The following is a 12,455-nucleotide window of genomic DNA, read 5'->3' as shown; positions in this document are numbered from 1 at the left end:
ATGTAATTTTTAATTATTATCTTCTTATTTTGTCTTGCTACCTTCTTGTATATTCATCTTATGATAGCAATAATCAATTATGTCTCTTCTTTTTATTATCCCTATAAAAGTCTCATTATCATCTATTACTGGAACAAAATTTTGATTCATAGATTTTGAAATTAAGTCTTCTATATTTGCTTCAACAGATACAGGGGCATTATCCTTACGTCTTTTAATACTCATAATTGGTATGTCTTCTATTGACTTCATATCTAGTGAAAAGTCATTTTTTAATGTCCAAAGTAAATCCCCTTCTGTTAATGTTCCTACATACTTCCCTTCCTTATTTATAATAGGAATAGAAGAATATCTGTGATATTCCATTTTTTCTAAAGTTTGCCTCATTGTGTAGTCTTCATATATATATGCAACTTCACTTTTAGGTGTTAAAAAAAATAATATGTTCATTACACTACACCTCCAAATATGTAATATAAGGATTTATATACATTTATTTATAAAAACATATTTTTTATTTTCTTTTACATATTAATTCTATCATATTTAGTATTTTATTTAAATTTTTATTTTAAATATTTTTTTTTGGGTATAAATATTATATATTCATTTTAGGAGGAACGACATGATATATACTTATGATTATTATACTGAATTAAAAAATATTTTAAATAAAGTTTATGAAAATAAAATCTATAATATTGCATTAAAAAACAACATTAAGATTATAAATAAAGACAACCTAAATAATATTATTAACATATTTAAGTCTACTCATGTATACTTAGGTAGCGATTTAGATGAATTTATCATAAATTTAATGCCAAAGGATGATGCTGGATATTTTTTCAGAGTAGAAATAGCAAAACATTTCAACTATTCTTATCCTAAACTATATGACTATAGAGGTAATCCTATAAAAAGTGCTAATGCTAACATATACGCATTAAGATTATGGCAATCTAGTATGGAAGAATTATTTACAGATAATATTCATCGTGAATTTAATAAAGAAGACTTCTTTAACTATGTAGAAAATAATCTTTTATCTATGGCCGATGATATATCTGAGTTTATAGATAGTGAAAATAAAAAGAAAGAAATAATAATACCTATAAAAAATAAGTCAGAATTATTGCCTAAGTTTAAATCTATGATTTTAAATAAAGAATTAGACTCTTCATGGATAGAGTTTTTAGTTGATATAGATGAGTTAAGAAGTGATATGGAAAAATTTGCTGCAACATTTGATATGTATAATGAATTTGATAAGCTAGAAGATTCTTTAGAAGAATGTATAGATAATTTCTGTAAATATACTTCTGAAGAATTATATGATGTATTATTAAATGAAAAAGAATTTAAATTTATAGATGATATAGGTTTAGTAAAAACTTTATAAATATTTAAAAAGTAAAAAGCCGCTATATAGCGGCTTTCTCACATACTACTAGAATTATAGCAATAAAACTAATATATATGAATTTTTAATTATAATCTAACTACATTAGAAGCTTGAGGACCTTTTGCTCCTTCAACTACGTCAAATTGTACACTTTGTCCTTCTTCTAAAGACTTGTATCCATCTCCTTGTATAGCTGAGAAATGTACGAAAACATCTCCTTCACCTTCTACAGATATGAATCCAAATCCTTTTTCGTTGTTAAACCATTTAACTACACCAGTTTTCATTAATAAATCCTCCTAAAAAACACACAATTGTTCAGCTAAAATTAAATTAGCTTTATTGTAATTTTACCATATATGCTCATTATTGTCAAATATTATTAGTTTTATACATGATTTATAAAATGGCTAGAAGCTAGTAAACAAGCCATTCTAGTGCACTCCATCTTTTAGGAAAACATTTTTAGTAATTAACCTTAATCAAGTGAAATTTAATGTCTTTATTACTCCAGCCTAAGTCCCAAGGAACTAAATATCTATCAGTATTGTGACATGTAACTAAAGGATATCCTTTAGAATCTAATCCTGTTACAGTTGAAACGTGAGTTATCCTTCCACCCTTTTCATATCCTACAATATCACCTGGGCGTAAATTATATGCCTCTTTATAGACATCATTATAAGCTCCTTTTGTTATATACTGCGCTCTTCCACTATAAATCATATAATTTTTAAACCCTTGAGCATTTACCCATGCTTTTGTTCCATCCTTGCCATTGAAATTCCATGTATCATTTTTCTTAAATCTACCACTTTCATATAGTATTTGAGATGCAAAATTTGCACAGTCTCCACCTTCAGGGTTAAAATCTCTATAGTTTTTATTATATTTAAAACCATACTCTTCATCTGCTGCTGCTCCACAATATTGGTGAGCATAGTTTATAGCTTTTTGTTGTTCATTAGTTAATTGAACTTCAACTTTTTCATGATTTTTTATATAATTTTCAATTTCAACTGTATCAATATTATCTAAATTTAATGAATCCTCAAAAGGGTCTGTGTACCACTCTTTTACTATTACATATTGATCATCTCTAATAACAACATTTAAATAATGATATGTACCAATTCTAAACATATTGGTTACGTCTGGTTCATTTTCATAAGAATACTTATACTCAGTAGATACTGTACAAATTATTCCATATAAGTCTTCTTCTTTTTCTTTAAATTTCTTTACAACTACTCTAGTTTTAATATCATTAAAATTTACACCTTGTTTATTGGACCAATTTTCTATATATTTCATTTTCTTTACTTCATGTTCATATGCCCATAATCCAAATTTTTTATTTGTATCATATAATTCTTTTAGTATATCTGTATCTTGATCTAATATGGCTTTATTCCTATAGTCAAATAAATGTTCTAGTAATACCTGATACTGTTCATTACTTTCTGCGTTGTTAGTATCTGTGTCTAATGAGCTAGCTTCTAACACCTCTTCTTCTATGTTTTTATTATTATATGCCATCTTATCATATACACCCTTACTTATAAATACACCTACTCCTAATGATATTGTTAAGAATAAACATATCCATATTTTTTTGATGTACTCATTTTTATTTTTGAGTAATTTCAAACAAAGCACCTCCCAACGATTAGTACATCATTTTGATATAGAATTTATTTATCTTATTATGTCCAATTAATAGTTAAAAAATTTTATTTATTGTTAATTGTATTGATACATTAAAATTTTTATATTTATTTATCCTTAAATTATATTTTTTTCTGTATTTTAATAGTAATATATATTTATAATTTTAATTTTATGGAGGAGTATTATGCTAAAAAAGGTAGCAGCTATAAATGATTTATCAGGAGTTGGTAGATGTTCTTTAACTGTGGCAATACCTATACTTTCAGCCTTAAAAGTTCAGTGTTGCCCTTTTCCAACAGCTATACTTTCTAGTCAAACAAATTATCCAGAATTTACATTCTTAGATTTCACTAATGAGATGGATAAATATAAAGAAGTTTGGAATAGATTAAAGATTAATTTTGATTGTATATATAGTGGATTTTTAGGTTCTATGGAACAAATTGATATAGTGTCTAAATTTATAAAAGAAAATAAAACTTCTTTAGTAGTTGTAGACCCAGTAATGGGTGATAATGGAGAATTATATCCTACATTTACTAAAGAAATGTGCAATAAAATAAAAGAGTTAGTAAAGATTTCAACTTTAACAACTCCTAATTTAACAGAAGCTTGTATTCTAACAGATAAAGAATATCATGATAACTATTCAAGAGATGAACTAATTGAGATTGCTAAAGATTTATCTGGTTTAGGCCCAGAAAATATAATTATTACCGGTATTATAGAAGATGATAATATTATCAATTTAGCTTATAACAAAGCTAAAAATAAATCATACTTTACAGCTGTAAAATATAACAATCGTTCTTATAGTGGTACTGGAGATATATTTACATCTATTGTGTGTGGATTATTGACTAATAACTATGATTTAGAATTTGCTGTAAAAACATCAACTAACTTTATATACAAAACAATAAACTATACATCTCAGTTTAACACTGATAGAAACGATGGTGTAATGTTTGAAATATTCCTAGGTGACTTAATATCAATATAGTCTTATATATAATTGTAGCTTAATTTACACGTTGTCAAATTTACATCTTGTCTGTTTTGCTACATTATATAATATTATATAATCTATATTTTTGACACAGTTTTATTTATGAAATTTACTTAAATGTTCTATATACATCTATAACCTTATAAAATATAATATATCAAATTTATAGGAGGTATATTATAATGGATATTAATCATAAAGCAAAAGAGTTTGCAGCTTATATAAAAAATACTAATGAGTTTAAGTATATGAATAAATGTAAAATGGATATTGATAAGAATAGATCTTTAAAAAGACAATTTGACTCTTATCTTAATAAAAAAAATGCAATTTACTCTAGATCTAGTAAAGAAGATTTATCTGCAAAATTAGAAAAGTTAGATAGAGAATATGATACATTTTTTAATTTACCACTTATATCAAATTATATGGAAGCCACTAAAAATTTTAACCTTATGATGGAAAGACTTTATAAGACAATAGAAAAAGAACTTATAAAATAAATAAAAAAATGGCCTCAAAATAAATTTATTTTGAGGCCATTTTTTTATTTATTACTTTTTTGATTTTATTTTTATTTGTTATTTTTTTTAGTAAAGTAACTATTATAAGCTGTAATATACTAACTATAACTATAATTGCACCTGGTGCAACATCCATATAAAATGATATTATTACCCCACTAAGTATTGATATTTCTCCAAATAAAATCGCATAAAAAATTGATTGTTTAAAACTTTTAGCTACTTTTAAACTTGTAGCCACAGGTATAGCTATTAAGGATGAAACTAATAATACTCCTACTATTCTAAGTGTCATAGTTATACTTGCTGCCACCAAAATCATAAATACTGAGTTTATCATTTTTACTGGTATATTAGACAGTCTAGCATTTTCTTCATCAAATGTAATATATACTAATTCTTTAAAAAATAAATTTATAAATACTACTACCACTACTGCAGTTATCATTATTATAACTATATCTTCTTTAGTTACCGTTGCTATACTTCCGTACATAAATGAGAATAAATCAAAATTAACACTTGAAGAACTCATTAATATTCCAGATATACCTACTCCTAATGCCATTATTATAGCAATTGATAAATCTGCATACTCCTTTAAACTAGTTCTTAATCTATCAATTACAAGTGCTGCTAAAGATGATGCTATTAATGAGCCTACTATAGGATTTGAATTAAATAAGGTAGATGCTGCAATACCTGATAGGGCTATATGTGATAGGCTATCTCCTATTAGTGACAATCTCCTTAAAACTATAAACATTCCCATAAGTGGGCATATTAACCCTACTATTGAAGCCGAAATTAATGCTCTTATCATAAAATCATATTGAAAAATTTCCAAGATACTACCTCCCTTTTACATTTCAAAAAGGTCTAGTAATGTATTTTTTGTTACATTATCATCTATATTATCTATTACCTTAATGTTTTTATCTTTAATTACTGCAATTTTCTTTACTTCTTCTTTTACTATAAATAAATCATGAGACACTATAACTATAGTAAGATTTAATTTTTCATTTAGCTTCTTTAAAATTTCATAAAACTCCTTTTGACCATTTAGGTCAATACCAACTGTTGGTTCATCAAGTATTAATATTTTAGGGTGTCTCATAAGAGCTCTACATATAAATACTTTTTGTTGCTGTCCTCCTGATAAGCTACCTATTAACCTGTCTTTAAACTCATAAATACCTACTAGTTTTAAGACCTTATATACTTCTTCTAAATGTTTTTTCTTTATTCTTTTAAATAAACCTATCTTAGGAGCTAAGTCCATTGCTACAACTTCTGTAACTGTGGCTGGAAAAGATGATGTAAATGAATTTGATTTTTGATTTACATATCCTATCTTTTCCCAATTATTAAAATTTTGAATATCTTTATTAAGTATTTTTATTTTTCCTTTAGTTGGATTGATCTCGTTTATTATAAGTTTTAATAAAGTTGTCTTTCCTGATCCATTTGGACCTATAATTCCTATATAATCACCTTGATTTACATTGAAGTTAACATTTTCTAGTACAGTTTTGTCTTCATATCCAAAACTTACATTCTTAAAATTTATTATATTTACCATAATTATTTACCTACTTTAAAACCATTTTAAGTGTCTCTAAATTTTTTTCCATTAATGATATATAATCTTCATTATTATTAAAATCATTTTTAGTTATACCATCTATGGAATATAAAATTGCTGTATCTATCTTTGCTTCACTTGCTATTGTCTGAGATACCTTTGGGTTTACAAGTCCGTCAAATAAAATATACTTTATATTATTTGACTTTGCATAATCAGTAAGCTCAGTTATTTTACTTATAGATGGTTCTTGATTTGGGCTTACTCCAGTTATAGAAATTTGATTTAACCCATATTCCTCACATAAGTATCCATATGCACCATGAGAAACTAATAAACTTTTACCTTTTACATCCTTTAAGTTACTATCGTAGCTGTCTTGTAAATCTTTTAATGATTTAATATAATTATTGTAGTTTTCTTCATAATAATCTTTATTTTCATTATCAACTTCTATAAGCATATTTTTTATGTTTTCACACTCTTTTATTGCATTATTAATATTTAACCACACATGAGGATCATATTCTCCATGTTTATGTACATTTTCTTCTTCACTATGATCTTCTTCATCATACTTAAGCTTTTCTACGCCATCACTTGCTATTACTATTTTCAAGTTATCTGATTCAGAAGCTATATTATCTGCAAAAGCATCTACTCCTAGTCCATTCTTTATAAGTATATTTGAATTTTGTATATCTTTAACCATCTTAGCACTTATTTCATAGTCATGTGGCTCACCTGATGGTGGTACTATATAATTTAAATCTATTTTATCTTTTCCTATGTTTCTGGCAAAATCATATAGTGGAAATATAGTTGCATATACCTTTACTTTTTCTTCTTTATTACCTAAATCTTCTTTACTTACTTTATTGTCTTTACATCCTATCATCATTATACTTATTAGTATTGTCATCATCGATATATATATCTTTTTCATTTATATCCTCCTTGAATTTAATTTCAAATATATTAATTATTAAAATTCTATTTAATACTACGTATATTATATATTAATAAAAATTATATATCCATACCAATATTTATTTTTAACCTTTACAGTTCATGTGATACTATTAAAGTTAATATATTGTGCATTTTTATTACATTTAAAACAAAAACAAGGTAAGCTATTTAATAATAACTTACCTTATTTTTTATTTATATACTATATAAATTTTTTACTACATTTCATCAAAAGGCATCATATTTTGCATGTACATATTTTGCATATACATATAATAATTCATCCACATATCATTCATATCTTGCATTGTATTCATATATGGCATAGTGTTCATATATTGCATTGTATTCATATCTTGAACGGTATTTATATATGGCATATCTAATGATGGATATTTATCACACATATTTCCCATACATTGCATTGGTGTCATATCATACATTGGGCTAACATAAGTTGAACATAAATTACCTGAACAAAGGTCACAATCTTCAACGTACATTATATCTGATTGTTTAGATTTAGTTGTTGTATTCATGTTATTACAATTATTCATAGGTTTATATTCACAATTATTCATAGATTTGCAGCCACAAGTTTTTTTCTTAGGTGGATTACATGTATAATCATACTCTTCATATTTACAAGAACAACTTGGTTTAGGTGAAGTACAATAATTAACTTTTTCTACTGGTTTCATACATTTTTCTATCGGTTTCATACATTTTGAGTCTTTTACTTTCTTATCACATTCATCTAATTTATTTTCACATTTGTTAATCATATCTTCACATTTTTTAGATTTAGATTCGTATTCTTTAATTTTTTCTCCTGCACTTTTATAGCATTCTAATGCTTTTTCATCACATTTCATTGCTTGATTATATAATTCTTTAGCTTGTTCGTTATAAGATTGTGCTTTTTCATATAGACATTTTGCACTTTCACAATTAGCTTCAGCTTCCTGTTGTATTTCTTTCCCCTGTTTATACAAACATTTAGCTTTAGCAGCAAGTTCTTCTGCTTTTTCCATTAATTCTTTAGCTTTGCACTCTGCTGCTTTTGCTTCTTTTTCAGTACAACTTGAATTTTGTAATAAATTATTAGCTTTTTGTTGTAATACTTTAGCAGATTGCTCACATTCCTTTGCTTGATTATAAGTTTCTGTAGCTTTGCAATCATACTCTAATGCTTTTTCAAATAATTCCTCTGCTTTTTTAGCTAAATTAACACATTTATCTACACATGTTATTTCATAATCCCCACATAAATCTTCTACGTATTTTTTAACTGGTTTTTTACATGGATTACATAAATTACTTGAACATGTGTCTGCTACTTTACATTGTTTAACTTGATTACAAGCATTGTTTTGAGGAGTGCATGAACAAGATTGTTTTTTTTTCTTTCTCATAATATGTCAAAACCCCTTTGCTGTATTTTTAAAATGACATAAGTATTACTTATGTTGTTTAATATAATTATATGAAAGCAAATTAAACTGGTTACTAATTATTTATCTTTTGTGTATTCTCTACTAATTTAAGGTATTTTTTGTTTTTTAATTTTTTACTTTAACATATTTTATGAATTATAAAATTTGATTTATTACATAATCTATAAACAAGGCTTTACTAAACTTAAAGTATTGGAGTGATTTTATGACTTCTGATCAATTTAAAAATATGAAAGACGACTTAAGTGAATGTTGTTGTAAAAGCTGTAATGGTACTTCAGAGTTTGTTTCAAATTATCCTGTTTTATCTACTTTAATTGCATCAGGTGTAGTTTTATCTGCTGCAACTTTAGTTAGCCCTAAAGCTAGAAAAGTTTTATTTCCCGCATTTAAATATTTAGGAAAACAACAATTAAAATTATTTGCTGGTATAGGTATATTATCTGTTGCAACATATTTAGCTAATGACTCTATAGATGTTGATGATAATATAAGTACTCCTAATACTGAAAGTGAAGAAGAAATAATATTAAATGACTTTATTAAGTAAATTTTTAATAAATAAAAGGAATGCTCACATTTTGAGTCATTCCCTTTATTTTACTTTATTTAATTTAATGTAATTAGTCTATCATCATAGTATACTCTAACATCTTTAATATTATAAGTTTCTGTCTTTAAAGTATCTTGTATTAAGTTTTGTACTATAATATTTATAGTATAATCCTTTGTATATTCATTTAAATAATCTCTTTTCCACGATATTTTTTTTGATTCTTCATCATACTCATTTAACTCTATTTCTACTACACTATTTCCGACAATCTCTCCCTTTATAGGAAGACTATTAAAGCATTCTTTAGATATTGTATCTAATACTAAATTCACTTTTTCTTCTATACTATCATTTTCACTACACTTTACTTCAACTATTTTTGAAGGATCATCAAAGTCGATCTGGATAGGTATAGTTATTAAGTTACTTGATTCACTAGAAAATTTAGCTATTTTAGTTTTATCTAAGTCATCTATGCCACTTATATTACTATCACTTATTGTACATGCTGTATTGAACAAAATAGTAGTGCTTAAAAATATAGTTTTTAATAATTTATTCATAAGCATCCCTCATTGTATTAGTTTTTATACATTATACCATATCATTATGATTTTTTCTATTTTTTTACAATATATTAACTTTTTCGTCTTTTAATTTAATTAAAAATATAGTATTTTATTATAATCAAGTTATATTTAAAATTAAATAAATCTATTTATATGTAAATAAAATAGGCGTATTAATAACGCCTATTTTATAATATATTTTAGTATTAATTTTATAGTCTCTTCAATAGATTTTATATGAGTTCTTTCATATCCATGTGATGCGTATATACTTGGTCCTATCAAAGCAAATTTTGCATCTATCCCGGTACTCAAAGCTGATATTGCATCTGAACAATAGTTTTCATAAATATCTAATCTATAACTAATATCATTTTCTTTACATAAATAAACAAGATAACTTATAAGCTCATAATCATATGGCCCGTTAAAGTCTTTGCTACAGATACTAACGCTATCTTCTGTAGAATTTTGATTATCACCAAGGCATCCGAAATCTATTGCAATTAAATTTTTTGTATTTTCAGGTATAAGTGAAGATGCTCCATGTCCTACTTCTTCGTAATTTGTAAATAAAAAATTTATAGTATTTTTTATACTTATTTTGTTTAATTTTATATAATTTATAATATATAAAACTGCACCTAAAGCTGCTTTATCGTCTAAATATCTTGATTTAATAAATCCCGAACTTGTTATTTTCGTTCTTGTATCAAAGGATACTATATCACCTACATCTATACCTAATTTAATTACATCTTCTTTGCAATATAATTCCTCATCTATTATTATCTCATAGTTTTCTACAGTTCTTTCAACTTTATTAGCATCTTCTCCATATATATGAATAGACGGTTTTATGTTTTGTAATGTTCCTTCATATTTTTTATTATTTCTTGTGTAAATTATACAATTTTCACCTTCTACAGAGCTAATTACGTACTCACCTATTAAACTTATTCCTAATCGTCCATTTTCTTTTATTTCTTTAACGATTGCTCCTAAGGTATCTACATGAATTGAAAAAGTAGTAGTAAAATTATTTTCTTCTCCTTCTATCGTAGCTAATATATTGCCTTTATTTCCAACTTTAAATTCTACATCTAAAGATTTAAGAAAATTTACTATATATTCTTCAATTTGCTTTGTATATCCACTGGGACTTGGAATACTTAAAACTTCACATATATATCTATATAATAAATTGTTGTTCATATTACCTCCATGTATTATAAGTCTTCCTTTTCCCTAATTTATTATATTCATACAACTATATAATGTAACCCCTATAGGAATAATATATTATTGAATATAGTAATATAGTTAATGCAACTTTTTCAAAATACATAATTATAAAATACTTTTTATCTATTTTTATATTAGCACTGTATATATATGTTAAATTTGTTGTAAAAGATATACCAATAATAACAGAAAATATTCCTATTATGAACCTTGTATCATATAAAATGCTAAAGTTTATTAAATCTATAGTTGATATAGAATTATAAAGGCTTCTTATTATAGATTTGCTAATCAGTGAGGTATCTGGAAATTTAACTGTACTTATTATTGGATAAAATATTTGACTAAGAAATTCTATTACTGAATTATTATTAAAAAGTAAATCACCTAGAAAAAACACTACTATTAAATTAGATATTAATTTCATATTTAAATTTAATACATGTCCTAAATTTTCTATTATATATTCAAATATATTTCTATTCTCTTTATTTTCTAAATGCTTATTTATTCCCTTTTTAAATTTATCCTTTTTATGTATACTTTCCTTATAATTTGTTTTTACATAATATGATTTCTTTATTTTACTTAATGGATATATTCTGCATAAAACCATATTACTTATTATTAATATTAATAATGATACTAAGATAAAACTTTTACTATTTAAGTTCAATTCTGAATATGTATAACTCATCATATAAAATGACATAGTTGAAAAATTTATTAGTAGTGTGTATAGTTCATTTAATCTAAGCTTTCCTTTAGAGTACATCAAATGAGTCATATAATATCCACAAAAACAATCTGTAAATAAATATATAAATATGATTATTAATGCTTTTCCACTTATCTTAAAATATTTTTTCATAATAGGATGAAAATAGGATTCAATAATTTCTAATAATCCATACTCTAATATAAATGGCATAAATACTGCACTTATTGGCAAAACTGTTATTAAATTTAAAACTACATCCTTTATTATTAATGGTGTATTATCATTTTGAAAGAATATATAATTATTACCATAAAATACATTTAATAATATAATTACACTTAAAATTCTAAAAGAAAAATAAATTTTATTTTTATTATCTATAAATGATTTTATACTACCTATTATCATAAATAATATTATATATATTTTCAAAAACTCTCTATAATTTAATTGAATTAAATCAGATATATGATATAACATAGTTTGAGTTTGATTATTTATATTTATAGGTATGAAAAAAATTATGATTCCAATTATTGAGTAAAAAATCATTTTTAAAATATATAAGGAGTCATTTTCATCTTTCTCATAACTTTTATTTTTATCTATTCCTTCCATTAAAATCACCTCTTACTAACTTTTCAACCTTAAAATTATATATCCTCCTTAAATAATAAATTTTATATCATTGCTTATATTGAATGTGATACGGTATAATACTATAAATAAAATAAATAA

Annotated in this window: 14 protein-coding genes; 4 read left to right on the top strand and 10 right to left on the bottom strand. The window is 24.7% G+C overall.

Annotated elements, in window-relative coordinates:
• Positions 1-24: 24 nt before the first annotated feature.
• Positions 25-450 (bottom strand): CBS domain-containing protein, encoded by a 426-nt coding sequence (locus I2A66_RS02130; protein WP_122639564.1) that lies wholly within the window; start codon positions 448-450, stop codon positions 25-27.
• Between the two features lie 175 nt (positions 451-625).
• Between I2A66_RS02130 and I2A66_RS02125 the strand changes: the two genes are divergently transcribed.
• Entirely contained in the window at positions 626-1,402 is a 777-nt protein-coding gene (locus I2A66_RS02125) for a hypothetical protein (protein WP_122639565.1), read from the top strand.
• 89 nt (positions 1,403-1,491) lie between these two features.
• On the opposite strand, the gene I2A66_RS02120 is transcribed toward I2A66_RS02125, so the two are convergent.
• Positions 1,492-1,692, bottom strand: coding sequence for a cold-shock protein (locus I2A66_RS02120; RefSeq protein ID WP_122639566.1), 201 nt, complete (start codon positions 1,690-1,692; stop codon positions 1,492-1,494).
• Between the two features lie 178 nt (positions 1,693-1,870).
• Positions 1,871-3,064 (bottom strand): amidase domain-containing protein, encoded by a 1,194-nt coding sequence (locus I2A66_RS02115; RefSeq protein ID WP_334294987.1) that lies wholly within the window; start codon positions 3,062-3,064, stop codon positions 1,871-1,873.
• A gap of 196 nt (positions 3,065-3,260) precedes the next feature.
• On the opposite strand from I2A66_RS02115, the gene I2A66_RS02110 reads away from it, so the two are divergent.
• Positions 3,261-4,079 carry a pyridoxamine kinase gene (locus tag I2A66_RS02110; protein ID WP_147515488.1) on the top strand — a complete coding sequence of 273 codons (819 nt, stop codon included), beginning with the start codon at positions 3,261-3,263 and terminating at the stop codon, positions 4,077-4,079.
• 188 nt (positions 4,080-4,267) lie between these two features.
• Entirely contained in the window at positions 4,268-4,588 is a 321-nt protein-coding gene (locus I2A66_RS02105) for a YlbF family regulator (protein WP_147515489.1), read from the top strand.
• A 25-nt stretch (positions 4,589-4,613) separates the two neighbouring features.
• Here I2A66_RS02105 and I2A66_RS02100 read toward each other — a convergent pair whose 3' ends face one another.
• From I2A66_RS02100 to I2A66_RS02085, 4 genes are all read right to left on the bottom strand, one after another.
• Positions 4,614-5,456, bottom strand: coding sequence for a metal ABC transporter permease (locus I2A66_RS02100; RefSeq protein WP_207734712.1), 843 nt, complete (start codon positions 5,454-5,456; stop codon positions 4,614-4,616).
• Positions 5,457-5,471: 15 nt separating this feature from the next.
• Positions 5,472-6,194, bottom strand: coding sequence for a metal ABC transporter ATP-binding protein (locus tag I2A66_RS02095; protein ID WP_147515491.1), 723 nt, complete (start codon positions 6,192-6,194; stop codon positions 5,472-5,474).
• Between the two features lie 10 nt (positions 6,195-6,204).
• The gene (locus I2A66_RS02090) at positions 6,205-7,143 is read right to left on the bottom strand and encodes a metal ABC transporter solute-binding protein, Zn/Mn family (RefSeq protein ID WP_122639572.1); all 939 of its coding nucleotides are present in this window, start codon (positions 7,141-7,143) and stop codon (positions 6,205-6,207) included.
• Between the two features lie 244 nt (positions 7,144-7,387).
• Positions 7,388-8,584 (bottom strand): hypothetical protein, encoded by a 1,197-nt coding sequence (locus I2A66_RS02085; protein WP_195250851.1) that lies wholly within the window; start codon positions 8,582-8,584, stop codon positions 7,388-7,390.
• Between the two features lie 247 nt (positions 8,585-8,831).
• On the opposite strand from I2A66_RS02085, the gene I2A66_RS02080 reads away from it, so the two are divergent.
• On the top strand, positions 8,832-9,176 hold the full coding sequence (locus tag I2A66_RS02080; protein ID WP_122639574.1) for a hypothetical protein: 345 nt from the start codon (positions 8,832-8,834) through the stop codon (positions 9,174-9,176).
• A gap of 59 nt (positions 9,177-9,235) precedes the next feature.
• Here the strand turns inward: I2A66_RS02080 and I2A66_RS02075 are convergent, their stop codons facing one another.
• From I2A66_RS02075 to I2A66_RS02065, 3 genes are all read right to left on the bottom strand, one after another.
• Positions 9,236-9,745, bottom strand: coding sequence for a hypothetical protein (locus I2A66_RS02075; RefSeq protein WP_147515493.1), 510 nt, complete (start codon positions 9,743-9,745; stop codon positions 9,236-9,238).
• Positions 9,746-9,934: 189 nt separating this feature from the next.
• Positions 9,935-10,966, bottom strand: coding sequence for a M42 family metallopeptidase (locus tag I2A66_RS02070; protein ID WP_122639576.1), 1,032 nt, complete (start codon positions 10,964-10,966; stop codon positions 9,935-9,937).
• Positions 10,967-11,021: 55 nt separating this feature from the next.
• Positions 11,022-12,335, bottom strand: coding sequence for a hypothetical protein (locus tag I2A66_RS02065; RefSeq protein ID WP_195250849.1), 1,314 nt, complete (start codon positions 12,333-12,335; stop codon positions 11,022-11,024).
• Between the last annotated feature and the right edge of the window lie 120 nt (positions 12,336-12,455).

This window comes from Romboutsia sp. 1001713B170207_170306_H8 (assembly GCF_015550495.1).
Classification (GTDB): Bacteria; Bacillota; Clostridia; order Peptostreptococcales; family Peptostreptococcaceae; genus Romboutsia_E.
The sequence above is the reverse complement of the archived record's forward strand: the minus strand, read 5'-3'. Positions and strand labels throughout refer to the sequence as shown.

What these genes read in the sequence shown, in the direction of transcription:
- I2A66_RS02105 (WP_147515489.1), top strand. Translation starts at nt 4,268, where the DNA reads ATGGATATTAATCATAAAGCAAAAGAGTTTGCAGCTTATATAAAAAAT.
- I2A66_RS02065 (WP_195250849.1), bottom strand. Translation starts at nt 12,335, where the DNA reads ATGGAAGGAATAGATAAAAATAAAAGTTATGAGAAAGATGAAAATGAC.
- I2A66_RS02070 (WP_122639576.1), bottom strand. Translation starts at nt 10,966, where the DNA reads ATGAACAACAATTTATTATATAGATATATATGTGAAGTTTTAAGTATT.
- I2A66_RS02125 (WP_122639565.1), top strand. Translation starts at nt 626, where the DNA reads ATGATATATACTTATGATTATTATACTGAATTAAAAAATATTTTAAAT.
- I2A66_RS02080 (WP_122639574.1), top strand. Translation starts at nt 8,832, where the DNA reads ATGACTTCTGATCAATTTAAAAATATGAAAGACGACTTAAGTGAATGT.
- I2A66_RS02085 (WP_195250851.1), bottom strand. Translation starts at nt 8,584, where the DNA reads ATGAGAAAGAAAAAAAAACAATCTTGTTCATGCACTCCTCAAAACAAT.
- I2A66_RS02110 (WP_147515488.1), top strand. Translation starts at nt 3,261, where the DNA reads ATGCTAAAAAAGGTAGCAGCTATAAATGATTTATCAGGAGTTGGTAGA.
- I2A66_RS02075 (WP_147515493.1), bottom strand. Translation starts at nt 9,745, where the DNA reads ATGAATAAATTATTAAAAACTATATTTTTAAGCACTACTATTTTGTTC.
- I2A66_RS02120 (WP_122639566.1), bottom strand. Translation starts at nt 1,692, where the DNA reads ATGAAAACTGGTGTAGTTAAATGGTTTAACAACGAAAAAGGATTTGGA.
- I2A66_RS02090 (WP_122639572.1), bottom strand. Translation starts at nt 7,143, where the DNA reads ATGAAAAAGATATATATATCGATGATGACAATACTAATAAGTATAATG.
- I2A66_RS02095 (WP_147515491.1), bottom strand. Translation starts at nt 6,194, where the DNA reads ATGGTAAATATAATAAATTTTAAGAATGTAAGTTTTGGATATGAAGAC.
- I2A66_RS02130 (WP_122639564.1), bottom strand. Translation starts at nt 450, where the DNA reads ATGAACATATTATTTTTTTTAACACCTAAAAGTGAAGTTGCATATATA.